The sequence below is a fragment of the Spirosoma foliorum genome, from assembly GCF_014117325.1.
GTDB classification, from domain to species: domain Bacteria; phylum Bacteroidota; class Bacteroidia; order Cytophagales; family Spirosomataceae; genus Spirosoma; species Spirosoma foliorum.
Genome location: NZ_CP059732.1, coordinates 8692899 through 8718721, shown reverse-complemented (window position 1 = coordinate 8718721; position 25823 = coordinate 8692899). Strand labels below are relative to the sequence as shown.

Annotated in this window: 21 protein-coding genes; 11 read left to right on the top strand and 10 right to left on the bottom strand. The window is 47.4% G+C overall.

Going from position 1 to position 25823, the window contains the following annotated elements; all coding sequences use genetic code 11:
- Nucleotides 1-161: 161 nt before the first annotated feature.
- Entirely contained in the window at nt 162-1004 is an 843-nt protein-coding gene (locus tag H3H32_RS36510) for an AraC family transcriptional regulator (protein ID WP_240543601.1), read from the top strand.
- Between the two features lie 70 nt (nt 1005-1074).
- Nucleotides 1075-2508 (top strand): alpha/beta fold hydrolase, encoded by a 1434-nt coding sequence (locus H3H32_RS36505; RefSeq protein ID WP_182460591.1) that lies wholly within the window; start codon nt 1075-1077, stop codon nt 2506-2508.
- Between the two features lie 80 nt (nt 2509-2588).
- Here H3H32_RS36505 and H3H32_RS36500 read toward each other — a convergent pair whose 3' ends face one another.
- Nucleotides 2589-6068, bottom strand: coding sequence for a ThuA domain-containing protein (locus tag H3H32_RS36500; RefSeq protein WP_182460590.1), 3480 nt, complete (start codon nt 6066-6068; stop codon nt 2589-2591).
- Between the two features lie 214 nt (nt 6069-6282).
- Between H3H32_RS36500 and H3H32_RS36495 the strand changes: the two genes are divergently transcribed.
- Nucleotides 6283-7725 carry a glycoside hydrolase family 125 protein gene (locus tag H3H32_RS36495; RefSeq protein WP_182464597.1) on the top strand — a complete coding sequence of 481 codons (1443 nt, stop codon included), beginning with the start codon at nt 6283-6285 and terminating at the stop codon, nt 7723-7725.
- A gap of 120 nt (nt 7726-7845) precedes the next feature.
- Complete coding sequence (locus H3H32_RS36490) at nt 7846-8373, top strand: ABC transporter permease (protein ID WP_182460589.1); 528 nt, start codon at nt 7846-7848, stop codon at nt 8371-8373.
- An 84-nt stretch (nt 8374-8457) separates the two neighbouring features.
- Here H3H32_RS36490 and H3H32_RS36485 read toward each other — a convergent pair whose 3' ends face one another.
- From H3H32_RS36485 to H3H32_RS36455, 7 genes are all read right to left on the bottom strand, one after another.
- On the bottom strand, nt 8458-9393 hold the full coding sequence (locus tag H3H32_RS36485) for a sugar phosphate isomerase/epimerase family protein (protein WP_182460588.1): 936 nt from the start codon (nt 9391-9393) through the stop codon (nt 8458-8460).
- Between the two features lie 27 nt (nt 9394-9420).
- Entirely contained in the window at nt 9421-10203 is a 783-nt protein-coding gene (locus tag H3H32_RS36480; protein WP_240543600.1) for a ThuA domain-containing protein, read from the bottom strand.
- Between the two features lie 123 nt (nt 10204-10326).
- Nucleotides 10327-11142 (bottom strand): helix-turn-helix domain-containing protein, encoded by an 816-nt coding sequence (locus H3H32_RS36475; protein WP_240543599.1) that lies wholly within the window; start codon nt 11140-11142, stop codon nt 10327-10329.
- A 266-nt stretch (nt 11143-11408) separates the two neighbouring features.
- Nucleotides 11409-12449, bottom strand: coding sequence for an SDR family oxidoreductase (locus H3H32_RS36470; protein WP_182460586.1), 1041 nt, complete (start codon nt 12447-12449; stop codon nt 11409-11411).
- Between the two features lie 252 nt (nt 12450-12701).
- Entirely contained in the window at nt 12702-14309 is a 1608-nt protein-coding gene (locus H3H32_RS36465; RefSeq protein WP_182460585.1) for a PepSY-associated TM helix domain-containing protein, read from the bottom strand.
- A gap of 5 nt (nt 14310-14314) precedes the next feature.
- Entirely contained in the window at nt 14315-14596 is a 282-nt protein-coding gene (locus tag H3H32_RS36460) for a hypothetical protein (protein ID WP_182460584.1), read from the bottom strand.
- A complete protein-coding gene (locus H3H32_RS36455) occupies nt 14596-14916 on the bottom strand; it encodes a hypothetical protein (protein WP_182460583.1) in 321 nt (106 codons plus the stop codon). The genes H3H32_RS36460 and H3H32_RS36455 overlap by 1 nt, the downstream gene beginning before the upstream one ends.
- Before the next feature lie 64 nt (nt 14917-14980).
- Here H3H32_RS36455 and H3H32_RS36450 point away from each other — a divergent pair, with 64 nt between their 5' ends.
- The 4 genes from H3H32_RS36450 to H3H32_RS36435 all read left to right on the top strand — a co-directional run bounded on the left by H3H32_RS36450 (nt 14981) and on the right by H3H32_RS36435 (nt 21353).
- Nucleotides 14981-17305, top strand: coding sequence for a TonB-dependent receptor (locus H3H32_RS36450; RefSeq protein ID WP_182460582.1), 2325 nt, complete (start codon nt 14981-14983; stop codon nt 17303-17305).
- 6 nt (nt 17306-17311) lie between these two features.
- The gene (locus tag H3H32_RS36445; protein ID WP_182460581.1) at nt 17312-18619 is read left to right on the top strand and encodes a DUF4374 domain-containing protein; all 1308 of its coding nucleotides are present in this window, start codon (nt 17312-17314) and stop codon (nt 18617-18619) included.
- Nucleotides 18620-19083: 464 nt separating this feature from the next.
- Nucleotides 19084-20538 (top strand): Gfo/Idh/MocA family protein, encoded by a 1455-nt coding sequence (locus tag H3H32_RS36440; RefSeq protein WP_182460580.1) that lies wholly within the window; start codon nt 19084-19086, stop codon nt 20536-20538.
- A gap of 107 nt (nt 20539-20645) precedes the next feature.
- Complete coding sequence (locus H3H32_RS36435) at nt 20646-21353, top strand: hypothetical protein (protein ID WP_182460579.1); 708 nt, start codon at nt 20646-20648, stop codon at nt 21351-21353.
- Here the strand turns inward: H3H32_RS36435 and H3H32_RS36430 are convergent.
- Nucleotides 21343-21873 carry an RNA polymerase sigma factor gene (locus tag H3H32_RS36430; protein ID WP_182460578.1) on the bottom strand — a complete coding sequence of 177 codons (531 nt, stop codon included), beginning with the start codon at nt 21871-21873 and terminating at the stop codon, nt 21343-21345. The two genes, H3H32_RS36435 and H3H32_RS36430, sit on opposite strands and share 11 nt — an antisense overlap.
- Before the next feature lie 246 nt (nt 21874-22119).
- Between H3H32_RS36430 and H3H32_RS36425 the strand changes: the two genes are divergently transcribed.
- From H3H32_RS36425 to H3H32_RS36415, 3 genes are all read left to right on the top strand, one after another.
- Nucleotides 22120-22425: a (2Fe-2S) ferredoxin domain-containing protein gene (locus tag H3H32_RS36425; protein ID WP_182460577.1), complete on the top strand. Its 306-nt coding sequence runs from the start codon at nt 22120-22122 to the stop codon at nt 22423-22425.
- Between the two features lie 79 nt (nt 22426-22504).
- Entirely contained in the window at nt 22505-23194 is a 690-nt protein-coding gene (locus H3H32_RS36420; RefSeq protein ID WP_182464595.1) for a YjjG family noncanonical pyrimidine nucleotidase, read from the top strand.
- A gap of 241 nt (nt 23195-23435) precedes the next feature.
- A complete protein-coding gene (locus tag H3H32_RS36415; RefSeq protein ID WP_182460576.1) occupies nt 23436-24230 on the top strand; it encodes a 3-hydroxyacyl-CoA dehydrogenase in 795 nt (264 codons plus the stop codon).
- A gap of 201 nt (nt 24231-24431) precedes the next feature.
- Here the strand turns inward: H3H32_RS36415 and H3H32_RS36410 are convergent, their stop codons facing one another.
- Entirely contained in the window at nt 24432-25709 is a 1278-nt protein-coding gene (locus tag H3H32_RS36410; protein ID WP_182460575.1) for an SGNH/GDSL hydrolase family protein, read from the bottom strand.
- Nucleotides 25710-25823 lie beyond the last annotated feature (114 nt).

Here is a 25823-nt window from a genome sequence, read left to right as displayed (position 1 = left end):
AAAAATGTGAGACCATTTTTTGTCATTCCGACGCCAGGAGGAATCTCAAGCTTGATTTATGAGCGACTTTGAGATTCCTCCTGGCGTCGGAATGACAAAAAATCAGGCAGTTTTAGCTATAGTAAGAGAGCTTGAACAGACTCAGATTCACCAAGTGCAACATGGCAAAGACAAGCGACATACCTTCTCATCAGATGACGGAGATTTTCGATAATATTCGAAAACTCTACCGATTCGCTACGCCTTGTCCTGAACTGGCTACTTACATCGAATTTTTCTCGGAGTCATCTGCCGAAGAAACCTATCGATATACAGGTGATAGTCCATTCGCCATCCGGATGTTTCCGAGCTGGACGCCAACCTGTTATATTAATTTGGGGCAACCTTACCAGTTATCTGTTGGTTCAGCTCATTATCAGATTCAGCAACGCACCGATGTCCTCATTCTAAGAAATAACATTGTTGAGCGGCATAACTTACCGACCGATCATATTCTCACCATCAAGTTTTTCCCCGGCGGACTGGAAGCTATATTGGGCATCAACCAGGCCCAATTCTCTGATCAGGTGGTAACGCTGGACACTGTTTTACCTACTGCCCTGCTTAACCGCGTAAAGCAATTACCAGACTTTCGTGAGCGAGTCGAACTACTTCAGGCTTTCTTTTTAAGCCAGTACAAAAAGAAAAATGCCATCACGCATTACATCAACGTTGTGCAGAAAGCGATTGACCTCTATGAAGCTGGTACACCAGAATTTACAAGTAGTCAACTGGCCAATGAGCTGTTCACGACCAATAAAACATTGTACCGCTATTTTACCAACGTAGTCGGTACAACGCCCAAACAGTACTTCTCCAGCGTACGGGCCAGACTAGCCTTATCGGCCTACGTGACCGACAAAAAGCTGTTTTCGCCTTATGAGTATGGCTATTATGACATGAGCCATTTCTACAAAGATGTCATCCGGTTCACGGGCAAAAAATTAATTGAAAGCGTCAGTTGAAGATGTCCAGTTTTTACTAAAATTCAGCTTAGCTCCGCTTTAGTTTTGTCGGAAATTAGTTCATAATCACATGAATACAGTATCGACACGGGGCTACATACTTCTGGCTTTCTTACTCTCTGCCGCGTATGCCCAAGCCCAGCCAGGTGTTGTTCGCCCTCTTGAAACATGCGCCTGCCCAGTTCAGATAGACAGCAGCTTTCATACGCGTTGCGCTTACCTGATCGTACCTGAAAACCGAAAAAAGAAGAACGGAAAAACGATTAAGCTTCCGTTTGTACTGGTAGAAAGTAAAAATCCGGCAAAGAAAAAAGACCCTCTTTTATTTACGGCAGGCGGGCCGGGAGGTAGTTCATTGGGCTGGGCCAGGGGCGCGTCTCAAAGTCCGCTCATCAATGACCGAGACTGTATTGCCTTCGAACAACGGGGTACCTATTTCGCCCTTCCAAGGCTATCGGGCAACGAATTAGATGATGCGATCAGGGAATCTTATCGCAAAAATCTGAACAAAGACAGCATGATGGTGGTAGGCACGAAGCGTTATAAAAAGGCGCTGGAAGCAAAAGGAATTGACCTTTCGGGCTACAATACGGACGAAACCGTGGCCGATATTCATGATCTGTTGACCACTTTACACGTTGATTCAGTTAACCTGACGGGCGGCTCATACAGCGGGGGACTTATGCTGGCCGTTCTTCAGAAAGACCCCTCCCGAATCAGGTCATTAATTCTGGATTCGCCCCTGCCAACGTTCGTTCCCATTGATGAAGATGAGCCTGCCAACTTCAACGAATCGCTGAATACGCTGTTTGAGCACGTTGAAAAAGATTCAACGAACAAGGCGTTATACAGCAATCTGAAGGAGAAATTCCAGCGTTATTTTTCCTCTATCGGCGAGAAGGCTTTTTATATTCCTTATGTGGAAAAGGGCACTACCGATACTCTGCGCATTCAATACACCCGACGGGAGTTATTGGGGGTTCTCGTTAATACGCAAATGAAGCACATCCCCTACACCATCACCGAAATGATAAAAGGGAATCACTATCCCTACATTAAGCGAACACTGGACGACATTTTTGAACATGACACCGCTCCATCGGGCATGCGAATCTCGGTTTACTGCGCCGACCAGACGGCTTACCATAGCGAAAAAGTGCTCCAGCAACTCTACGAAACGTATCCTTATCTGAAAGGCTATCACATTAATGATGTTTATCGGGAGATGTGCGATTGCTGGAAGGTTCCACCCATAAACCCCGAAACCAAGCAGCCTTTCTATTCCAGCAAACCAGCCTTATTAGCGGATGGCGACATGGACAACGCCTGTCGGCCGCTCTACATCGACCGGATTCATCACTATATGCCGAACAGTCAGCGCTTGCTGTTTACGAATAAAGCCCACATGGTTGGTGGATTCGATATGACTCGCTTTATGCAGTTGTTTTTAGAAAATCCGTATCGGAAGCTCGAGTCCACGAAGAAAGAGATTGTTGCGTATTGACTTGGTATTCACCTCACCCCTAGCCCCTCTCCTGAAAGCCAGGAGAGGGGTAAATGCGGGAATGTATTGTCACGAAATTTCTAATTCTGATTAAACTGAATACTGTTTAGCTGAATGATGTTGTCGTTGGGTTTGTCGCGCTTCATGACGACCACATACACATCGTGCTTCCCAGTAAACTCCTTATCGAAAGTGCCAGTCACCTGCTTGTTGGTACTCCAGGAACCAGTCGCTTTGTAAGGTGCTCGACTAACAACTGGACCTGCGTAGGAATCGAGTCTGACTTCAATATCGCCATCTTTATTGAGCGACGAATAATCATAAGTCAGCGACTTGATCGTGGTCATATCAATACCTTTCAGCAGCACATAGGCTTTGTGGCTACCAGCATTCAGGCGAGTACCAAACCGAGGGAAACCAACGTACGCATCGGCATTGATCGTTTTCACGGTGGCATTACGTAATGTAACAACATCGGTACTTGTCAATGGACCGACAACTTTACCCCCATTATCGGTGTAGGAAGCCAGCAACGTATATTGTCCTCGGGCATCTTCTGGTTTGTGCTCGTTGAGGGCGAGACTTCCCTGCAACGGCATGGCCTTCTGCTTACGGGCATCGGTCAGCGAGAAAATGTATTTGACCATTTCCTGCGCATCCTGTACGGGAATCTGTGGGTGCGCACTCATCAGGTGATCTTTACTCCAGCTACCACCCCCGCCTTCAATGATTTTCTTCGCCAATCGTTCTACACTTCCCGCTTGCCCCTTGTACCGATCGGCAACGGCCAGAAACGTTGGCCCAACAGAGGGTTTATCAATCGTGTGGCAGGCCTTACAATCACTACTCGCCATCAGTGTTTTACCAATTGACCCGTTTCCAACGGAGGCCAAATCCTGATGCCCCTGTTGTGCCACTACAGTTTGCGCACTTCTGGGCTGAGCGCTGTATTCGTAATACACCTTGATGCGCTTAGGGTCAATTTTCGTATCTTCTTTATCGGTTACTTTGACAGCATATGTAAACGGCTTATTTGCCCAGAAAAACGACTTGTTATCGGGTGTAGTAATGGCCACTTCCGGTTTTGCGTTGCCCACCTTTACCACAATGGTATCGGCCCCGACTAAACCCTTCTGATCCGTTGCTCTCAAAATAGCCTTGTAAATACCAGGCTTCGTGTACGTATATGTTGCCATAGGTTTCTGAGAACCAACCGTTTTCCCATCAAAGAGCCATTCGTAGGTTATGGCATCATCGTCATCGAGATCAGTGCCTCGTCCACTGAATTTTACGCGTAAAGGAGCCTGCCCCGCAGCTTCGTGAAACACAGGCGCATTTTGTCCATCAGAAGTAAGGTACGAGCGGGAATTATGGATTGCTGCCGCCACCGAATCGACGACATTAGCCTTAACCATTGGGGCACGATTTCCGGTATTATATTCAATTTTCACCAGGCGGGCATCGTCGTTATCCGCACCATAGACCGAACCGTATTCGAGCATATACATCACGCCATCTTTCCCGAAAGCCTGATCAATAGGTCGGCGGAAGTCCCCGTTCCCGGCCATAAATGGCTCCGTCCGAATGTAGTTATCGTTCTTATCCACCCGAACAGCCATGACCCAGTTACGCATCCAGTCGAAGATGAACAGGGCTCCGTCGTAGTATTCAGGGAACTTCGTCTTAGCAGTTGAATTTTTGTCGTAGGTATAAAACTCACCGGCCATTGCGCTACGCCCTCCCTGCCCTAGCTCGGGAAACTCTTTTGATGCAGCATACGGATACCAGATCATAGCTGGATTAACCGGGGGCAGATGTTGAAGCCCGTTGCTTTTAGGCGAGTTGTTTACGGGATCTTTCGGATCAAAACGAGGGCCAATGACGTTCGTGGCAAAATCCAGCGCGGCATAAGGCTGGCTGTTGCCAATAAACAGTGGCCAGCCGAAATTCCCTGCTTTCTTCGCCTGATTAAATTCATCGTAGCCACGAGGACCCAATGTGCTATCCTTGCCAGCATCCGGGCCAATTTCGCCCCAATACAGCACTGATGATTTAGGATTCAGAGCAATCCGATAGGGATTTCGTAAACCCATCGTGTAAATCTCCGGCCGGGTCTGGGCAGTTCCTTTGGGAAATAGATTTCCTTCAGGAATCGTATAAGTACCATCGGCCTGCGGACGAATACGGAGAATTTTACCCCGCAAATCGTTGGTATTGGCGGCCGTAGCACGGGCATCGGCTCCTAAATGATCTGGGCGGGCGTCAATGGGTGCGTAGCCGTTAGACGGGAAAGGATTGGTATGATCGCCGGTGGATAGATATAGCAGTCCTTCTTTATCAAAAGCGATCGAACCGCCATGATGAGAGCCCGGCTCAGCAATGCTAGGCACGGTAAACAGCACTTTTTCGGAAGCCAGATCGAGCGTGTTATCGTCTTTGACAACAAAACGTGACAGGTTGTAAAACGGGTCCTTCTCGAACTGAGGAGAATAGTAAATGTACAGCCAGTGATTGGTCGCGAAGTTCGGATCGAGGGTTATGCCTTGTACACCATGCCCCTGTTTGGTAGGTACATCAAACCGATGCACCAGTTGCTGTTTTTGGGTACGGGTATTATAGACCGACAAATTTCCGCTCCGTTCCGTAAAAAACACCCGACCATCGTTGGCAACAGCCAGCTCCATCGGCTCGTTCAGGTCGTTAACCAGTACCGTTTTCACGAATCGGTTTTCTTCGGGCATCGTCACGGCATATGACTTACTGTAGTCCAGCGCTTTACCAGTACCCATTACCCAGTTAAGCGCCCCCAATAAGTGTTGCACAAACAGCGGTTCGCTGAAGCTGGAGTCTTCGTGACCACCGCCCGTATAATACGCCCGTCCACCATCGAATTCATGGTGCCAGGCAATCGGGTGATTGCTGCCGTTAATGCCCCCCTCGTACGTATTTTCGTCCAGATTGGCCAGCACGTGCAGATCGGAGTACAGCGATCGATAGTTGTACCACTCGTCGGTCCGCTCCCAATGATCGGGCAACATGCTGGTTGATGGGTGATTTTTGTCCAATACGTCTACGGTTGCTTTACGCACATTCGATTGGCTCGGGTGACTGGCAAAATATCCCCCCGCGAGTTTATTGTACCAGGGCCAGTCGTACTCCGTATCGGCAGCTGCGTGAATACCCAGATAGCCACCACCAGCCTGAATATATCGCTCAAAAGCAGCTTGTTGCACCTGATTCAATACATTCCCGGTGGTGCTTAACCAGACAACCGCCTGATAGTGCTTCAAACTATCGTCGTTGAAATAAGCCGCATTTTTGGTCGTGTCGACCCGGAAATTATTCTCCCGTCCGAGCTTCTGCAAGGCGGCAATGCCAAACGGAATGGACGTATGTTTCCATCCTTTTGTTTTCGAAAAAACCAGAATCCGCTTTGGACTGGTGGTAGATGTTGCCGATTGAGCAAACGCGTGTTTTTGACCAAGGCCAACGGATAGTCCAAGAAGAATTCCGGCCATACCCAGCAAACGGAGCCAGTTGGTGCTAGAGGTTAGTAACATAAGACAAGAGAAAATTGACGAGCTATTTTCAGGAGGATGTGATCTACTGAAAAGACAAGAGCTGACACAAACTACCTAATACCCTATCCAATCCCGGAAAAGTATTAATTACTTCTTTTTTTGGTAGTTACTCAGCTGGCAATGGGTTTGATTTATGGCAAAAACTCTGTTTTTTCGCAGGCATCTTACCCTAAAACTAGTCATCTCCGTGTCGATATCCCGCCGTCAGTTTATCCAGCAATCTGCTGTAGGAACTGGCCTGCTATTGAATAACCAGTCGTTATGGGCAACGCCAGCAGCGGCTTTCCCCGTCGTTCGCACAGCCACCAGCCAGCGAAAATTTACCAGCCCTTTGGTTGAGCAAACCATCGAGCGAATGCACAAAACCATTCGCGATCCAGAACTGGCCTGGCTCTTTGAAAATTGCTTTCCCAACACGCTCGATACAACCGTTCAGTCCAGCACTGTAAACGGCAAACCCGATACATTCGTTATTACGGGCGATATTGACGCGATGTGGCTGCGCGACAGCACTGCGCAAGTTTGGCCTTATCTGCCGTTGACGAAGTCTGATCCGGCCTTACGGCAACTTATTGCAGGCGTCATTCGGCGTCAAACGCAGTGCATTCGCTGGGACTCTTATGCCAATGCATTTTACGCGGATGAAACAAAAGTAGGCGAATGGAAAAACGACCAGACAACCATGAAGCCGGGCCTTCATGAGCGTAAATGGGAATTAGATTCGCTCTGTTATCCGATCAGGCTGGCGTACCATTATTGGAAAACGACTGCCGATACCAGCCCATTCGATGCCGACTGGGTGCAGGCCATGCAGCTAACGTTAAAAACCTGCCGGGAGCAACAACGTAAAACCAACCGAGGCCCCTATCATTTCAGTCGCGAAACGGCCTGGTCTACCGATACCGTGCCAGGTAATGGCTACGGGAATCCGACGCGCCCAATTGGATTAATCCATAGCATTTTTCGGCCTTCTGACGATGCAACGGTTTATCCATTCTACGTACCGTCAAACTGGTTTGCAGTCGTTTCATTCCGGCAATTGGCCTCGATGCTCGATCAGCTTTTTCCTAATCCGAATGCTGGTTTAACGACGTTTTCAAATGACTGCCGAGCCCTAGCCAGTGAAGTAGAAACGGCGTTGAAAAAGCACGCGATCTATACCCATCCGATCTACGGCAAAATCTACGCGCTGGAGGTGGATGGCTACGGCAATTATCTGCTTCAGGATGATGCCAACGTACCTAATCTACTCGCGCTTCCGTATCTGGGCGCTATGCCTGCCACCGATCCGATTTACCGAAATACCCGACGGTTTGTACTCAGCTCGAATAACCCGTATTTTTTCAAAGGGAAAGCGGCCGAAGGAGTCGGCAGTCCGCATACGTTGATTAACAACATCTGGACCATGAGCCTGACCATGAGAGCATTAACCTCTACGGATGATCAGGAAATTCTTGCCCAGCTTCGTCAGTTGAAGAAAACCCATGCCGGGACAGGCTTCATGCATGAATCGTTCGACAAGGACAATCCAGCCAACTTTACCCGCAAATGGTTTGCCTGGGCCAACACGCTATTCGGCGAACTCATTCTGAAAATAGCGGCAGAGCGACCGCATTTGCTTCGTAAAGAATTATAGAAGATGAAACTTTTTATTTTTGTCATTCCGACGAAAGGAGGAATCTCAATCTTGACTAATAAACGACTTTAAGATTCCTCCTTTCGTCGGAATGACAAAAATAACCTTACCTCTATTTACATGAAAAATGCTCTACTGTCTTGTCTCTTTCTAACGCTTACTCCCTCCTTTCTCTGGGCCCAGCAAGCTTATGATGTTCAACCCGGCAAACCCGCTCAGCTGAATGGAATCGACTACGGCTTCGAGATCAGCAATGAACGGCAAATTGAAATTGGTAAGGAGAATTTTATGCGCTACGAGGTGTCGGTTTACGCTACGAACCGAAGCACCTGTACCAAGATCATTTTCCCCAGGCAAACCTTTCTGAGCACCGACGCGCCCAACCTGTTAGCTACGTTCGATTGCCTGAATGCCACCGGCAAACGACTAACCTCTAAAAGTGAGACGGTTGTAGCGCGTCCATTCACGATACCTTATCAGCAAAAGATAAAGAATTCGGATGGAAAAGAAGTAACCAGCACAACCAATATTCAGGCTGGTTTTATGCTCAGAAATGGCGAAACGGTCAGCAACTCATTCATTGCCATCGTCCCAGATGGCGAACGTCCGGTTATGAAAGTCCGAATCAAAGACATCCCGGATTTGTAAGAGGGATGTAAGATGTATGATATAGGGTGTATGATGTATGGTTGCGAGCTAGCCATACATCATACACCCTATATCATACATCTTTTACGCTAATGCGATCTGCGCCTTTGCGGCCTGGCTGATCACGAATTGTCGGGCTTCATCGTATTCTTCTGCGGTGCGCAGGTGTTCCAGGAGCAAGGGCACTTCCTGCGGTAGCGATGTCACATTGCGGATGTAAGTCACGTAATCCAGACCTCCCCGACCCGGCATTGCCTCCATAAAATGGCCGTTTTGGGGAGCAATATCCTTGGCATGAGCCGACACAATCCAGCGACCCAATTTCTGGAAGGTTTCGTTGATTAGAGCTTTGTTATTGTAATAGCGTGTCGGGCTGTTAATGATGTTTGCCATATCGATGTGAGCCCCAAAGGCAGGTCGGTCGATAGCTTTAATGAATTTCAGATAGGAGTCTGGGCCATCGGGTAAACTCCAGCCCATCATTTCCAGCGCAAATTTGGTCCGTTTGGGTTTTACAGCGTCAATCACCTTTCGGCAATTTTCGACTGTTGCATCAAAATACTCCTTAGTCAAATCACGGGCGTCAGGGCCATCCCAGCGGATAGGATTATACGAACCCGCAATGTCTACACACGTTCGAGCGCCAACGGCATCAGCTAAAGCTAGCCTTTCTGTAACGTAGTCCAGATTTTTTCGACGTTTTCCAGCGTCCTGATCCAGCATGTTGACCCAGGCTCCAACTTCGGCCAAAATTACGTTCTGGCCCGCAAACGCTTTTTCAATGGCTGCAATTTTCGCGCTGTCTTTCAAATCAACAGCCGGAACATAGGCCGAACTATACTGCAACCGTCTGTGCTCCCGCGCCAACTCCTCGGGGTCCTGACTTTTCAGGAAAATCGGCCCGCCCAGACGTAGCGGCTTCTGGGCCGATTTTCTCATCGGCAGATAAGGGCTTATGATTGAGCCGCTGGCGAGTATGGCTGATGATTGTAAAAAGTTACGCCGTGAAATGCGGTTCATGAGGTTGAGTTTTTATAGTTGGATAGCCTATTTCTTACCGTTTCCTAGCCACATCAGCGCGTCGATCAGGAATTTATTCTGTGTTTCATTGTCGAAGGTAAACGACAACTCCTTGTTCGTTTTGTTTTCGTAGTCGATGTCGTTATGCCCCATGTTCGAATAAATCATTTTGTACTTCTTATTCGTCCAAACAACTGGGTAATAACCACTGTGCCAGATCTCATGCGGTTTCGGTCCCGTCCCCAGCGGAAAACTGGTTGAATCGATAGACATCAGAATATCGATATCTGGATTTTTGGTCAGATCATTCGTCCACCGATACCATTCGTTTGGAGCCGTTTTGAAGGTTTTTGGCAAATGCTTTGTCGATGGATGTTTCCGGTCTTCAACTCGTAAGATGGCCGAAGTAGGTCGCCAGGTATTGCTTTTGTACGAACCCGATCCCAGAAATTCATTATGATACCAGTCCCAGTTTTGTGGGTATTTTGAAGGCGTCAGGGCAAATCCAGCAAAATGAAACCCCATCCACCCGCCACCATTTTCCATGTATTTCTGAAAAGCCGCTCGTTGAGCAGGTTCTTCAGGTCGGGTATCCAGAAACAAAACGACCTGATAATTCGCCAGGAACTTGGCATTCAGGTTGTTCCAGTTATCCGTTGAATCATACGCAAAATTGTACTGTGCAGCCGCCTTCGGAAACCACCGATTGGCTTCATGCACGTAACTAATGTGAGCTTTGTCGTTCTGGGCCGTATAGAAGGCAATTACCTTGAATTTGGGTTTCCTGCTCTGCGCCTGTGCGCTGGCCATACAGCAAACTAAGCAAACGACAAGAAGCGAAATTATCTGTTTAAACATTGGTCGGTATTGGCTAAAGAATGGTGTTTACTAAAGCCACAAAACGAAGAGTCATACTACCCCATTCGCCCAAACTCAATGCTCCACCTGCATAAGCCGTCGGTTTTCGTTTAGTTGGGTTGGGGCAACGCCAAACATTTTTTTGAAGGCAAATGAAAAATGAGATAGGTTCTCAAAACCTACTTCCAGATAAATATCAGAGGCTTTTCGGCCCTTTTTATCCAGTAAAAAATAGGCTTCCTGAAGTCGCTTTTTTTGCAACCACCGATTTGGCGTTTCCCGAAAAATTCGCTTGAAATCCTGCTTAAAAACGGTTAAGCTGCGCCCCGTTAAATAGGCAAATCGTTCCAGATTGACGTTGAACCGAAAGTTGCGATTCATAAATGATTCCAGATCGATCTTTTCCGGCGTTGTAAAATCGAAGAAAATACTGGCTAATTCAGGATTCTTTTTTAATAGAATCAACAATAGTTCAGTCCGTTTCAGATCAAAAAAATCAGTGTCGACCGTCCCCGCTTCGGTAAAGTAAACCGCCAGCGATTGAATAAAATTATCGACCAGTGCATTCTTACCCGGCCGAATTATGGCATTAGCCGATTGAGGGTGTTCTAAGGGAATTTTATACCGTTCGTAGAATGCCTTCAAAAAGGGTTGATCAAAGATCACAACAACCTTTTCAAACTTACCGTCGATGGGCTGCTTATTGTATTTGGCCAGATGGTTTCGCCGGGCTATACCATATTCACCCGGTTTTAGTTTATGCTCTTTGCTTCCGTCGTAAACCGTCAGGGTTCCGACCGTCAGATACAGGAAGAAATGCTCCGAAATAAACTGTTCGGGTGAAACCTCAGGGCCAATGTAACAGGACTTGATCGCGGTTGCTTTCATCATAATCCATTCAACTAATGAATATTGACTAATGTAACGTGAATTATGGAGGATTTACGAATAGAATTATACTAGTTTTCTGTCATCCCGACGTCAGGAGGGATCTTCGGTAAATAACCAGTTGCCGAAGATCCCTCCTGACGTCGGGATGACAGAAAATAACACTATAAATAGCTGACGATCAGTTGATACATTTAGATCCTATCCATTATTCACGTTAATGTACAATGGATATCATCACCAATATGCCGGGCAAATTACTGAATTCTTTAAGCCTCCGTTTTAAGCTGTTTAAATTGAATCAGACTAGTAGCAGTAGCCATCAGCGCTTCCTCATTGCTCCGCGGATTCCAGCCGAGCAAGCGTTTCGCTTTTTCGTTACTGGTGGTTCGGTAACGCCCTAGCATAGGTACTAAATTCCGCGCGATTGGACTAAACAGCGCAGCTATCCGTACAACCCAGTCCGGCATCCGTTTCGTCGAGATATGCTTGAGTTTGTTACCCAGTCGGCTTTGGATTAACAGCGCAATTTCGGGCAAGGTCATGATGTCGCCCGCAATGGCCAGAAATCGCTGTCCTTTGGCGGCAGGACTGGTCATGGCCCGAATGTGTAAATCAGCCACATCCCGTACATCTACAATACCCAGCGTCATGTTCGGAACTCGTTTCATCGATCCCTCCAGTACCCGTTTCAGCAACTCGAAGCCACTGGACAGGTCAGGGCCTAAAGCGGGACCAAAAATACCAACCGGATTCACAACCGACAATTCGAGCTCTCCGCCCTCTTTAGCCATAAAATCCCAGGCGGCCCGTTCGGCCAGTACCTTCGATTTGTTGTAAGCCGACAAGCCAGGTTCGTTCGGATCAGTCCAGCTTTCTTCGGTAATGACCTGTGTTGTATCGGTATGGCTATAGCCAACAGCGCCAAAGTTAGACGTCATCACCACTCGTTTAACGCCCGCATCACGAGCAGCGCGCAATACCCGAACAGCGCCCTCCACGGCGGGGCGAATCATATCGTTTTCGTCTTTGGGAACACTCAGTGCAATAGGCGAGGCAACGTGAAGCACATATTCACAACCCTCCACGGCTTCATCCCAGTTGGCATCATTGGTTAAATCCGCTTCGATAAATGAAAGGAGACTAAAATCCGTGATTCCACCGTTTTGGAGCATATTCATAACATCCTCTTTTCGCTTTAGGGAGCGCAGAGTCGTCTTGACCGAGTAGCCTTTTTGTAACAATTGCAAAATGCAGTGGATGCCTACAAAGCCCGTTCCACCCGTTACCAGTACGGTTGTATTTGCCATTTCTCTGAATTTTTTACGAAGCAAAGTTCTACTTCAGAATGGCCAATCACTTTGTTAAAACGTCTTTTTTTGCTTTGTTAATTCGTCTGTTTCATAGGCTGGTGGGGGGATTTAAGATGATTTATTTTACCATATTTACCCCAACCCAACCCCTCCCCTTAGTTCAAGGGATGAGGTAAATGCTAGAAACAAAAAAGGGCTCTGTGTAGGTTGAAATCTATACAGAGCCCTTTTTTTAATAAGTAAAACCGGTTAACCTATACTCACCTGATCCTCTGCTTGAAGCGACTTTTCTGTTTGTGCCGTTGTCCGATTTCTGAGGATAGACCCATAAATTACGAGTGCGCCAAGCCCCGTAAACAGCCAATACAGGTCTGTTCCCAACACATATTGCTGTCCTTCGTTTAGCGTGTTCCAAATCCAATCGTTGGTTTGAATCCCATTCGTAACCGGCACCAGCACAGAAAGTATACCACCCGACAACAAGAAGAAACGGGTTTGTCGAGCTTCCGTTTTCATAAATAATCCGGCAACGGCAAGGAGCAGCCACGACAAGAAGAAGACAGTGTTTACCTGAGAGGAATGTGCAACGCTCTGACCCGGAATCGCCAGTTCGGCAATAAACAGCAGCGGAACCGCCGGAAACAAGCCCAGGCAAATGGCCAGATAGATCATGGTTACCCGATGGTGAAACCGCTTTTGCTTGTCGGTATAGTTTTTCTTGTTTCGGGCTTCTTTCCAGAGCAAAACGCCACTGATGATCACGAAGCAGGTGAATAAGGCAAGGATAAAATAGATGCCTTTCAGCAGTAGCCCCCCAAATTGAGCAAAGTGCACACGGGCAATGCCATCAATAACCGATTCGACGTATTTCTTATGGCCCGGAATTACCTCCACCGCTTTCTTACCGTCTTTCATATAAACGGAAACAATTCCATCACCAGTGAACGACTTTTTATCCGTAATCCGGGCCGACACCAGCGCATCTACCCGGTTAAGATTACCAATCTCCAGAAACGAAACTTCATAACCAGGATAGTCGGCCTCGATACGCGTCAAAACCTCATTAATCGACTTATTACCAGTAGTTACAGGTGCTTTTTCATCCAGTTTAATCGCTTCGTTGGGCCGAATAAGTGCATAAATTTTCTGTTGATCGCCCCCGTACAGCACCATCACTGCTGGGATCAGAATCAGTAGGGTGAGCAGATAAAAAGCACCCGTAACGGCATACATGAGTTGAAACGGTAGCCCGATCAAACCAAAAACGGTGTGGGCATTTGTCCAGAATTGCTTCCTGGCGCCTTTCAACGAAAAGCCGTAGAACTTGGTCACTATATTCCGCCAGTGAATGAGCACACCCGTAACGCTGGCAAAGAGGAAAAACAACGCAACAAAACCAGCAATCCAACGCCCGGCATACGGCAATTGATCCAGAAAATGCAGCCGATAGAGCGTCTCGCCCGTTGTGGTTATGTATGGATAATTGCGCTGGATCTTTCGAGAAACCGGGTTGTACAGCAACCCGACGAACTCCGATTTCCCCTTTGGCTTTGCCAGCGTTCCGAAAACAGACAGCAATGGTTCTTCCTCGTTGGGCGGGCTGAATCTGATTTCTTTTGTCTCCTCAAAATTGGGATAGAGCCTCTTAATTTGCTGAATTACACTCTGGTAATCAATACTTTTCACCACCGGAATGCGGGCAGATGGGTTTTCCCACTGGTAGAACTCATCCTTAAAAAGCGTAAACGCTCCGGCAAAGAAAATGATGTATAAGGCCACACTAATCACGATACCCGACACCGTGTGGGTATGGAACATGATGTTGTAGGCCCGGTTTCCTAATCCGTTTAGTTTCATGTTGCTTATCGGGCGAAATAGATTATTCCAGAAAATACGACGCTGCTCAACAAGTAAATTCCCCAGATTTTCCAGCCATTTCGGGCTAAAAAGGCAAGAATCATCAGGCCTGCCCAGCACAGAAAAAAGGTGAATGTAGACGACAACAGGATTTGCTCACGGAAGGGCGTAACAACGGCCAGCAGCAGGTGCAGACACGCCGACAGGATATAACCGCCCAAAACTCCCGCCGATATTTTTAGAGCACGCTGCCCCGACGTGGTGAGGTATTCTTTCTTGGCTGGCATCAGGATAAGAGATCAATTAGTACCAAACCATGCGCCAGAACCACCAGACTATAAAAGTAAGTCCTGCCCAAAACAGCCACGAATTGACTCAGCATTAGTGCCAGACTTAGCGCACAAACAGCCAACAGTATACCACTTACCCAGCCGTCCTCCCGAACAAAAAGCCCGGTGGCGACAGCGAAAAAAGCCAGTGCTAGCCACGGCGACCAAGAAGCCTTAAACTTGTAAAGACCAGCGGGAAAATATTTCGACTGGCAATAGTACAAATAGACTCCAATTAAGAAGAGGTAGAAAGGGAACATAAAAATATTTTTTCGCAAAGTTGTGTTTATTTAGATTAAATACAAATAATTTTGTAGAGAATTTCTCACCCGCTCCTAATCAATGAATTTGACGAAATATCTACTACTGGCATTCTTGACTACAACCTCAACCTATGTATTTGCCCAGCGTTTCACGCTCCGAGGTTCGGTTAACGATGAGCTTGGTAAGCCGTTGCCTTCCGTAACGGCTTATTTGAAAAATACAAAATCGTCAACGATCACCGACAGCACAGGGCGATTCCTGATTTCTAAAGTTGCGCCGGGAAAACATCGTCTGATCATTAGCCATCTTGGTTTTAGCCCGTTCGAAAAAGAGGTGGAGGTTCGTCAGAATATCCTGCTTGAACCAATCGTGCTTGTGAGTACAACCAAGGAGTTGGAAGAGGTTGCTGTACGGACCGAAAAGCAGACGAAGGTTCAGGAAACTAAGCCCATTACCATCAGCAGTATTCAGATCAAGGATGTTGTGGCGCAGAATGTTCTCCTGACCGATGTTGTAGATCGTTTATCGGGCGTACGGATTCGGCGGTCGAGTTCGCTGGGTGACGCATCCGACATTTCCATCAATGGTATTCGGGGAACAGCTGTCAGGGTGTATATCAATGGGTTACCGATGGAATTTGTTTATCCACGGTTCGATATTTCAACGCTTCCCATCGGGAATGTAAAGCGGATTGATGTGTACAAAGGTGTGTTGCCTGTGGAGGTGGGGACCGATGCTATGGGGGGCGGCATTAACCTGATCACGGAACAGAAAACCTATAACGCGCTTCGGGCTTCCTACAACGTTGGCTCGTTCAACACGCACCTGGCCGATTTTTCGCTGGGGCTGGCAAATTCCAAGAACTACTTTGTCACGATTTCGGGCGCGTACAACCATTCAGACAATAATTACAAGATGAATGCGCTGATTTTCGAGAAAAATAAAGTAGAACAAATTCGGCGCTTTCACGACAAATACCAGATGTTTTTCGGCGGCATAACCGTAGGGGCACATAGTAAACCCTGGGCCGATGAACTAGCGCTAACCCTCAATCTATCAGGCGGCTACAAAGAAATCATGAACGGTGCCCGCGTAACCAATACGGCTATTGGCGAGGCCATTTATCATGCCAAAAATCTCTTGTCGACGCTGAAATACGAGAAGGCATTCCTAAACGAAAAGGTGCAGTTTAGTACCGTTGCCAACTATAGCCGCGAGCATATCAATTATGTTGATACCACCCGAAATGTATACAGTTGGAGTGGCGCGATTGTAGGTCGAAGAAGCTATCCGGGCGAGTACAGCTACGGCTATTCCGATACCTATACCGACAGTTGGGTGAATCGCAGCACGGTATCATTAACCTTATCGACAAGCCATAAACTACTGGTTTCCAACCTATATGCCAAGCAAAAAATTGTGGGCGAAAACCACCTTGAGCAACCTACCAACGATTACCTACGGATACCCCAGTATCTGACCAAAAACATTGCAGGGCTGCAATATGAAGGGCGCTTTGCCAAACTCACGTTCACCTCGGCCATAAAACGGTTTGACTATAATCTGGATGGAGCGGAAAACCTCACGTTCAAACTCATCAACAAAAAGGGTGGATTCTGGGGCTGGAACGCCGGATTAAAGTATGACATAGCCCCAGGTCTATTCATACGAACATCGTTCGAAAAAGGCTACCTCATTCCTCAGTTTAATCAATTTGTGGGTAATGGAGCCGACATTCTGCGCAATACCGATCTGATTCCCGAAAGCAGTGACAACCTGAATCTGGGCGTAACGATCGATCGGCTGGTTTCGCCAACCTTCCGGATTTCCAGTGCCGTTAATGGGTTTTACCGAAATCAGCGGGATGTCATCTTCCTGGGAAACTCGGTTTTCAGACGCTACGAAAATGCGGATGAAGTGCGTACGATTGGGGTTGAAGGTGATGTTATCCTGACTTATAAAAACGCCTTCTCGCTCAAAACGAACGTCACGTTCATGCGGAAGACATTCTCCAAAGTGCAGGGCGTAGAGAACCAGTTTTTGGTGGGAGCCGCCTTCCCAAATAACCCGAACTTCTTCGCTAATAGTGAGTTTTCGTGGCAAAAAAGCAACCTGTTCAACAGAAACGATCAGTTCCGGGCCTATCTGTTTTACAATTACATCGCCACCTTCAACTACATACAGGTAGGCAAAGACAACAGCCCCAGCAAGACGCCCACCGCCTATGTTCCCGTGCAGAATCGGGTCGATGCAGGCGTCTCCTACAAGCTGACCAAGAGCGGCTTAACGACATCACTCAACGTCCTGAATATTTTCAATGCCGAACTGTTCGACAACTTTTTAGTGCCTCGCGCAGGAACCAGTTTCAACGTTAAAGTCATCTATGAAATCGCCAATTTCTAATTAATCATGAAAACCAATTTACTAGTTTCCGTACTCCTTACCGGAGCACTCCTTTCGTGCAAGAAAACGGATGACACTGCACCCGTTGCCGACTCTAAATATCAGGAAGAAGGCTATGTGATGGCCTCTATCTCACAAACCTCAGCCAGCAATACGTTCTATGCCGGGTATTTTCCTACCCTTCCGTCGGGCAATATTGACTTAACGTCAAAATCGAGTTACTCTAGTTTTTATCCAAGCGCCGTCTGGAAAAACTACATGTTTGGCCAACCACTGGTTAGCGACAAAAAATTATCTAAACAGGCTATTGTGAAGGCAACCGGTGCTGTTGAAGAAGTGGCCAGTATTCCGTTGGTTGACTTTCTGTCCAGAGTCATCATTATCAATGACCAATTGGGTGTTTATTCTACGGGTGGCAACCGGGCTCTGTTTATGTTTAACCCCACCACGATGGAAAGTCTGGGGCAGATCGACATGACGTCGGCACAGAATTTCCCGGACAATGAGACGAACATCTACGCTTACCTTGCCTACCGGCCCAACGACAACCGATTATTTGCAGCGCTTTATACGAACAGCTCTAAAACCGGTCAGTTTTATGATGCACAGAACGTATACGTGGAAGTTATTAACCTGACTACCAAGAAGTGGGAGAAAACGGCGATCTACGAACAGGCTACGTACCCAGCTACGCGCGGCTCAGAAAACAGCATTGTTGACGAATCAGGTAACGTGTTCATTATTACCCAAGGACAGTATGGACTCGATGGTCAGTTGGGGCCAAATGCGGCTAAACGGTCTAAACCACAAATCCTGAAAATACCAGCCGGAAGCACCGATTTTGATAAAACCTACAGTTTCAACCCCGTTACGGCTGCTGGCTTACCGAACCTCATGTTTCAACTGGTGCTCGGTGGTGTTTACGACGCCAACGGTGTAGCGTATGCCTGTATATCGGGTCAGCAGGATTCGGCCCGGCTGCTGGAGCTGATTTCTAAACTGGCTACGAATACAATTACCGCTACCGAATATCAGGAACTGTCGAATCTGGCTTTTTACGATGCAAACCAACGTTGGGCGAAACTGGATTTGAATGCCAAAACGGCTACGTTTATTCAGGACATTCCGTTAACAGCCGGTTACGCCTATCCAATCACCTGCAAGTACGACGGCAAGATTTACATGCCCGTTTATAACTCTTCGCTGAAACTAAATGGAATCTATAGTTATGATCCTTCAGCCAGTAAGTCTACTGCCCTTAACACCGTAACCGCTGGGGGGTTGATCACCCATTTCTATAAACTGGCGAAGTAATAAAGGTTTTGACCACACAGGTACTGAGAATACAGAGAGATTAGCCTTATTCTGTGTTCGTTTCCTCGGTCTGTGTACTCACCTAGTGTATACACACATTTCTGGCGGAGGCTAGTCGGCCCGGTAAGGGCGTCCTGTCAATAGTAATTGTCGCTTACTAATAGAATGCAGCGCCGTAGCCGGGCCGCCGGTGCGGTGCGACCTATTTGGGTCGCACCGCACCGGCGGCCCGGCTACGGCGCTTGAGGTGATATCCAATCCTGTGTTTTCTATTAACAGACCACTCCTAACGGAGTTTCGAACATGTCCAAAAGATAGGTATATACTCTAGGGGTCCTCACAGAACGCCTGTTGTTGTGGTATCGGTTTCTTAAAACTGACACGATAGACCGATGGTATAATGAACCACAGGTAAATCTTGCCCAAAAGTCGCTTTAGCTGGTATACTAGAAACCCTCATCTCTATGCAAGCTAACAGACGCAAGTTCATCAAAAGCTTATCGGCGGCTTCGGCACTCGTGGCCACCGAGAGCCTTGCCAAACCATTCGGTTTTCCGGCCTACATTCCCAATCTGATGAAGGTAAGCCCCAACGATAAAATCCGATTTGCGACGATCGGGATGGGTATTCAGGGGAACTATGATACCATGGCCGCCCTACGCAACCCCGATGTCGAACTGGTGGCCGTAGCAGACCTATATACGGGTCGGCTTGAACACGCGAAAACAGCTTTCGGAAAAGATAAGGACCTCTTTACAACCCGCGATCACCGCGAAATTCTGGCTCGCCCGGATATTGACGCCGTACTCGTTGTTACCCCCGATCACTGGCACGATCATATTACTATTGCGGCTCTCAAAGCAGGTAAACACGTGTACTGTGAGAAACCGATGGTACAACACCTGAACGAAGGTAAAGCCGTTATTGATGCCTGGAAAAAGTCGGGCAAAACGATGCAGGTGGGCAGTCAGCGCATTAGTAGTGCTGCCTTTCAGGAAGCTAAACGACTCGTTGAAGCAGGTGATATTGGTGCGATTAACTACATCGAGTCCAACAACGACCGCTTCAACGCCATTGGCGCCTGGAACTATTCGGTTCCACCCGATGCGTCTCCCCAAACAGTTGATTGGGACCGTTTTCTTGGCGATGCGCCCAAACGTCCTTTCGATGCAAACCGATTTTTCCGCTGGCGTAACTACCGTGATTACGGCACGGGCGTTGCAGGCGATTTGTTCATTCACCTCATTACGGGCGTTCACTTCGTCACGAATGCCCTCGGACCAACGCGAATTTTCTCATCCGGAAACCTGGCCTACTGGAAAGAAGGGCGCGATGTGCCCGACGTGATGACAAGCCTGATGGATTACCCAAAAACCGACAAGCACGAAGCGTTCCAGATGGTACTACGGGTGAATTTTGCCAACGCCGGTAAAATCAGCAATGTAACGCGTATCATTGGGAATGAAGGTCAAATCGAGTTTTCTGAAGACAACCTGATCATGACTAAAAAGAGACTCCCCATAGCGCCCGGATATGGCAACTACGACAGTTTCTTCACCTTCACGGAACCCGTTCAACAGGAGTTTGTAAAGCAGTATGATGCCAAATACCCACCTGAAACCCGCAAGGCAGAGCCAGTAAAAGAAGTGAAGTTTGAAGCGCCGAAAGACGATGATGCGCATGCTAAACACTTTGGCAACTTCTTTGAGAATGTTCGGAAAGGAAGCCAGGGAACTGTCGAAGATCCTGTATTCGGCTTCCGGGCAGCGGCCCCCGTGCTGGCCTCCAACGAAAGCTACTTCGAGCAGAAAGTTGTGTATTGGGACCCCGTTACCATGACCCAGAAAAACCCAACAGCTCCAGCTTCACCAAAGAAGAAAGGCGCTGTGGCTTCAGCAAAGCCAGTGGCGAATAAGTAGCTATCAGCAATATTTAGCGTGATGTCAGTTATTAGTAACCGACATCACGCTATCTTGGCATATACCCTCAAACCTATAAGGTTTCTAAAACCTTATAGGTTTATTGTATGGCAAACTCAACAACATACCCCACTCCTACTCGATCATCTAAGCTAACTCGCCGGATTTGGTGGAGCGTCTTAGCGGCTCTGGTAATCTGGATTGTTGTGGATTTGTATGTACCCCGAAAGAACAGTCTCCGGCAATTCGATCCAGCAGAAGTTGCTCGTCTGGAAACAGCCATGTGGCGCTCCTATTATGAAAAGAAGCCGGTGCTATTGTTCTGGCAACTGGCCAGCGGGCTTCGGCAGCAATTTCATGCCCCTTTCTGGCGATCATTCGTACTAGGATTTCAGGCTTCGAAGGCGGCTTTTGACTTTAAGAAAGGCCACTCCCGAACGGATTACCAGCGCACCATTCCCGATCTGGTATCGTATTATGAATCCATTCAATCACTCAGCATCGAGTCATTTGATGTAGCTAAAGTGGCCAAACTTGAGTTGGAATGGTGGATTGTTCATCGCCAGCGGGAGCGTTATTCGTATACCGATCTGGCGAACGCTTTAGTCCAAACGTCGGCCGCTTTGTACAATCAGCCGGCCTCTTCCTTTACTACCTATGGGCGTTTACGAGCAAATGCCATGCGCTTATGCGATGACGTACGAACCCATCCGGGTGGTGCTACCGAAGCCGATTGGGAACACATTCAGGCGGAGTTAATTCGGGCATGGAGTGCGTTCCATAAAGCAGCTCAAATACAGCCCCTTACCTCTTAGGTGTTTGGCGTAATTGCTGCATAGCCAACCGTAATTGCTGGCGAACCGTTTCGACGGGTAAGCCTAACGAAGTAGCCGCTTCTTCGGGTGTGCAGTTCTTGAAAAGAATTGCCTCGACGAATGTTTTCCACTGAGGTTCAGCCGGCTCTATTCCTGCTTTTGAGCTATTTTGGGTCCAGACGGGGTGGATTATTTTTCCGTCGCTGGTAAGCTGAATAGAAGTAGCCTTTGCCTTTTGGCGTTCTTTAAGTGCTTCCTGGGCTGTAGTTCGGGCGATTTGAAACAGCCATAAAAATAAGGGCTGCCTACCAGGGCGAAATTCATCTAGTTGCTCCCGAATACGTGTAAAGGTTGTTTCAAGAAGGGCTATTGCTTCTGTTTTATCTGAAATAATCTTCGTGATAATACCCAGCAACATGGCGGCATATCGGTCATACAATGTCGCAAAAGCAAGCTGATTATTGGCCTTTAATCCACCCAATAACTCCTGCTCCTCAAGCGCAGAATTTGGCGTATTCATAACGATTTAATTGGGTAGGGTTCGCGTACTTTTAGCGCAGTACCAAGTCATTTTCTCTCAGGTAGTCAGCCTATTCTGAAATCTTTCTCAGCTTGTGTATCTAGATGATAACCCGAACGAAGACATAGAGTTTATCCGATTTTTTATTCGGTCGGTAATTTAACCCCAACTCGCTCGTGATCATGCAATGAAATGACGGGAACGTCAGCTTCGTTCGTACCTTTGAGAACGAATTCTATTAACTATATGAAATATAAAAAGCACGTTTTCATCTGCAACAATCAGAAAGCCGCCCCTAAAAAGTCCTGTGGCGAAGCGCACGGCAACGAACTGGTCGATGCCTTCAAAGCCGCTCTTGCTGAGCGTGGTCTATTAAAAGAAATGCGCGCTCAACGAACGGGCTGTCTCGATGCCTGTGCGTTCGGTCCGGCGCTGGTCGTTTATCCAGAAGGTACTTATTATGGCAATGTTCAGTTGTCAGATGTTGCCGAAATTGTGGATAGCCATCTCGTGAACAATCAGCCTGTTGAGCGGCTTAAATTAGAGTTTTAAAGTCATAACGTTATAGAGTTGTCAAGTTGCAGTGTTAGCACTTAACAACTCTATAACGTTACGACTCTATAACTACATGATGTACAAACACCTCTTTTTTGACCTCGACCACACCCTGTGGGATTTTGACCGAAACTCGGCGGAGTGTATTACTGAATTGTTCGATACATTCCGATTGTCCGAAGCTGGTATTTCGTCAGCAGACGAGTTTAGTCGTCATTTTATTGCCATCAATCACCAGCTATGGGCCGATTACGACAAAAATCTGATCGAGCATAGCTACATTCGGAAATACCGATTTCCGCTGGTATTCAAAGCACTAGGAATTGATGAGTCGGCCATTCAGGCTGACCTAAACGCTGAATACCTAAAGTTACTGCCTTATAAATCTCATTTGCTGGAATCAGCGCGTGAGATTCTGGATTATTTGAAAGGTCGTTATACGATGCACATCATCACGAATGGTTTTGCCGATATCCAGGCCACGAAGATGAACAGCTCCGACATAGCACACTATTTCACACACGTTGTGACCAGCGAAAATGCCAATGCGAAAAAGCCTAATCCGCTTGTATTTCAGTACGCCATGGAGATCAGTGGCACAACGGCGGCCGAAAGCATCATGATTGGCGATAATTACGAAGCGGATATTCTGGGTGCTAAGAGCGTCGGCTTAGATACCATCTTTTACAACCCCAAAGGTGTAGTAGTTGATAATAAACCGACCTACGATATCAGCCATTGGAACGAGTTAAGGAGTATTTTGTAGGTTAACATGAATTATGATCGATTTACAACTAGCCTTATATCAGTTTTTTGCCATCCCGATGCCAGGAGGGATGACAAAAAACAATACTATAAATAGGTAGTAATCAGTTAATAAATCCAGATTTTATCCATAATTCACGTTAAGTTAACATGTTTCTTCCATGGTTCCTGTTTATTTCACTGTCTGGAACTTGAAACATTGAACTGCACCGGCGGCCCGGCTGAAACCTGAAACAACAAACATGAACATAGCGAACGCAACAGCAATTGTTACGGGTGGGGCTTCTGGTTTAGGCGAAGCAACGGCCCGAATGTTGGTATCGAATGGAGCCAACGTCGTTATTCTGGACATGAACGACGAGCGGGGCAATGCACTCGCCGAAGAATTGGGGAGCAAAGTTCGCTTTGTGAAAACCAACGTGACCGATGAAGCCGATGTACAAACGGCTATCAACATGGCTATTGGCACGTTTGGGAGTTTGCATATCAACGTCAATTGCGCGGGTGTTGCCGAAGCCCGGAAAACGGTTGGTAAGGTCGATGGTGTTTACGGCGCGCACTCGCTGGCAGCTTTCCAAAAAGTTATTTCGATCAACCTCATCGGCACCTTCAATGTAATCCGGCTGGCGGCTTTAGCGATGGAGCATAATACGCCAAATCGTGGCGACGGACCGTTCGAAGGCGAACGGGGCGTCATCATCAACACAGCTTCTGTAGCTGCTTACGATGGCCAAATCGGTCAAGCGGCTTATTCGGCCTCGAAAGGTGGAATTGTAGGTATGACCCTCCCCATTGCCCGCGATCTGGCTCGCTCGGGTATTCGGGTTATGACCATCGCGCCCGGCTTATTTGAGACGCCATTGCTGGCTGGCCTACCCGAAGAAGCCCGCCTGTCATTAGGTCAACAGGTACCTTTCCCGTCGCGGCTTGGTCGGCCAGCAGAATACGCTATGCTGGCAAAAAGCATCCTCGAAAATCCAATGCTGAACGGCGAAGTAATCCGGCTCGACGGCGCTATTCGAATGGCTCCGAAGTAGGATGTTTAAACCAAAGTAAGCGATTGCGCTATAAAACGTAAAACACAGCCAACCCATTGAGTAACCAACTCATTAACAGTAATTTATAGAATTTTTTTTGTCATCCCGACGAAGGAGGGATCTTAAGGTTTCTTAACGCACTAATAAGGATATTTTTAAGATCCCTCCTTCGTCGGGATGACAAAAAAAGATTGGCTACAACTAGTTGTCAAGAATTTCTCCAATAACTAAAAATTGCCCGGCATAACAATCCTGAGGCTCATACGGCTTTGGGTCTATTATGGTTACATTACGTTGCTTCAGGATAGCCGCTTTGTCAAGTTTTTGCGCATCGACATATAATTCAACCGTATGCACGCCATCTGGTAGGGCTGGTAACAGAAAATAATTTGACCGATAGTAGGTACAAAACCGGTCGAATCGAGGATATAGCTTAGTCTCCTGACCATCGATAACCACCCGAAACTGTCCACAACCGGGACCCATAACATCATATACCCCAAAATGAGTACCTCGAAAACGTACCTGAATCCGTGCGCCCGGAGTCGTTGCTTTCAGTAAAAAAGCGAACCGATTGGACAGCTTTCGGGCTACCGAATCAGTAGTCGGTGTGATTTCGAGCCAGCCTGCCGAACGGGTACTCTGTTTCGCGCTGATCATTTGGGCGCGCCCCCAGTTATTGGCGAATAAAGGCTCTTTGAGTTGCTTTTTGCGCTTCGTCCCTGCCGTTTCCAATACCTTGAAAGCCCGTGCCAACGCTTCCGTATAAAGTCGGTGGCCTGTTTGCGGATAAGGGTGCACATTATCGGCCGAGAAGACTAGCTTGCCCGGAAATTCATCCAATTTTCCACTAAATACCAACTCTCCCTTTTCGGCCAATCGAACCACTTCCAGCCCAAGATGGATAGATGGAATAGCATAGTAATTGGCAATTTTTTCCATCGTAGATGCCGACCTTGGAAAGTACCCTTTGGCCAGCGTGGGAGCCATACCCGCCGTTAATGTATAGACAAAACAAATATCGGTGTGGGGGTTTGCTTGCCAGATTTGCCGAACAATGCCCTCCATCGCTACGGAAATCTGTTCCGGATTTTTCCCATCATCGTTGACCGCAAATTCGACGAAAACCAAATCGGGCTGGAAGTTTAATACCTGTTCTTTCAATCGAAACACACCCAGATCCGAACCCGTACCACCTATGGCGGCACTCACCTGCTCAATGGACGCTTTGGGATATTGTTGGCGAAACCAGGCCAATGATTGCTCTCGCCATCCCCCTGCTGCTTCGGTAATGCTGCCCCCCAGATAGGCAATTTTTACGGCTTGTCCAGCTTTCACTTTGGCAAAGAAATACGGCAAGCCCCCTCGTACGCTGCACTCTTTAGCCGGTACTAACAGGGTATCTGACTGCGCTTTGCTGAGCATGGGCGTACCCAGCATAATCGTCAGCAATACAGAAAACGAAAGGATTTTGGTCATAACGATAAGAGCTATTTTGAATTTCTCGAAGACTAACATACTACGCAAAGCCATATCGGGCCCTGTATTTTCCAGAAGCCCCTTTTCACGAACAGACTACTCATATTCGGTCTA

Bases quoted from the DNA above. Each gene is read 5' to 3' on its own strand.
- H3H32_RS36425 (WP_182460577.1), top strand. From the start codon at position 22,120: ATGAAATATAAAAAGCACGTTTTCATCTGCAACAATCAGAAAGCCGCC.
- H3H32_RS36410 (WP_182460575.1), bottom strand. From the start codon at position 25,709: ATGACCAAAATCCTTTCGTTTTCTGTATTGCTGACGATTATGCTGGGT.
- H3H32_RS36485 (WP_182460588.1), bottom strand. From the start codon at position 9,393: ATGAACCGCATTTCACGGCGTAACTTTTTACAATCATCAGCCATACTC.
- H3H32_RS36440 (WP_182460580.1), top strand. From the start codon at position 19,084: ATGCAAGCTAACAGACGCAAGTTCATCAAAAGCTTATCGGCGGCTTCG.
- H3H32_RS36510 (WP_240543601.1), top strand. From the start codon at position 162: ATGGCAAAGACAAGCGACATACCTTCTCATCAGATGACGGAGATTTTC.
- H3H32_RS36500 (WP_182460590.1), bottom strand. From the start codon at position 6,068: ATGTTACTAACCTCTAGCACCAACTGGCTCCGTTTGCTGGGTATGGCC.
- H3H32_RS36445 (WP_182460581.1), top strand. From the start codon at position 17,312: ATGAAAACCAATTTACTAGTTTCCGTACTCCTTACCGGAGCACTCCTT.
- H3H32_RS36430 (WP_182460578.1), bottom strand. From the start codon at position 21,873: ATGAATACGCCAAATTCTGCGCTTGAGGAGCAGGAGTTATTGGGTGGA.
- H3H32_RS36415 (WP_182460576.1), top strand. From the start codon at position 23,436: ATGAACATAGCGAACGCAACAGCAATTGTTACGGGTGGGGCTTCTGGT.
- H3H32_RS36475 (WP_240543599.1), bottom strand. From the start codon at position 11,142: ATGATGAAAGCAACCGCGATCAAGTCCTGTTACATTGGCCCTGAGGTT.
- H3H32_RS36465 (WP_182460585.1), bottom strand. From the start codon at position 14,309: ATGAAACTAAACGGATTAGGAAACCGGGCCTACAACATCATGTTCCAT.
- H3H32_RS36450 (WP_182460582.1), top strand. From the start codon at position 14,981: ATGAATTTGACGAAATATCTACTACTGGCATTCTTGACTACAACCTCA.
- H3H32_RS36505 (WP_182460591.1), top strand. From the start codon at position 1,075: ATGAATACAGTATCGACACGGGGCTACATACTTCTGGCTTTCTTACTC.
- H3H32_RS36460 (WP_182460584.1), bottom strand. From the start codon at position 14,596: ATGCCAGCCAAGAAAGAATACCTCACCACGTCGGGGCAGCGTGCTCTA.
- H3H32_RS36420 (WP_182464595.1), top strand. From the start codon at position 22,505: ATGTACAAACACCTCTTTTTTGACCTCGACCACACCCTGTGGGATTTT.
- H3H32_RS36435 (WP_182460579.1), top strand. From the start codon at position 20,646: ATGGCAAACTCAACAACATACCCCACTCCTACTCGATCATCTAAGCTA.
- H3H32_RS36480 (WP_240543600.1), bottom strand. From the start codon at position 10,203: ATGGCCAGCGCACAGGCGCAGAGCAGGAAACCCAAATTCAAGGTAATT.
- H3H32_RS36490 (WP_182460589.1), top strand. From the start codon at position 7,846: ATGAAAAATGCTCTACTGTCTTGTCTCTTTCTAACGCTTACTCCCTCC.
- H3H32_RS36470 (WP_182460586.1), bottom strand. From the start codon at position 12,449: ATGGCAAATACAACCGTACTGGTAACGGGTGGAACGGGCTTTGTAGGC.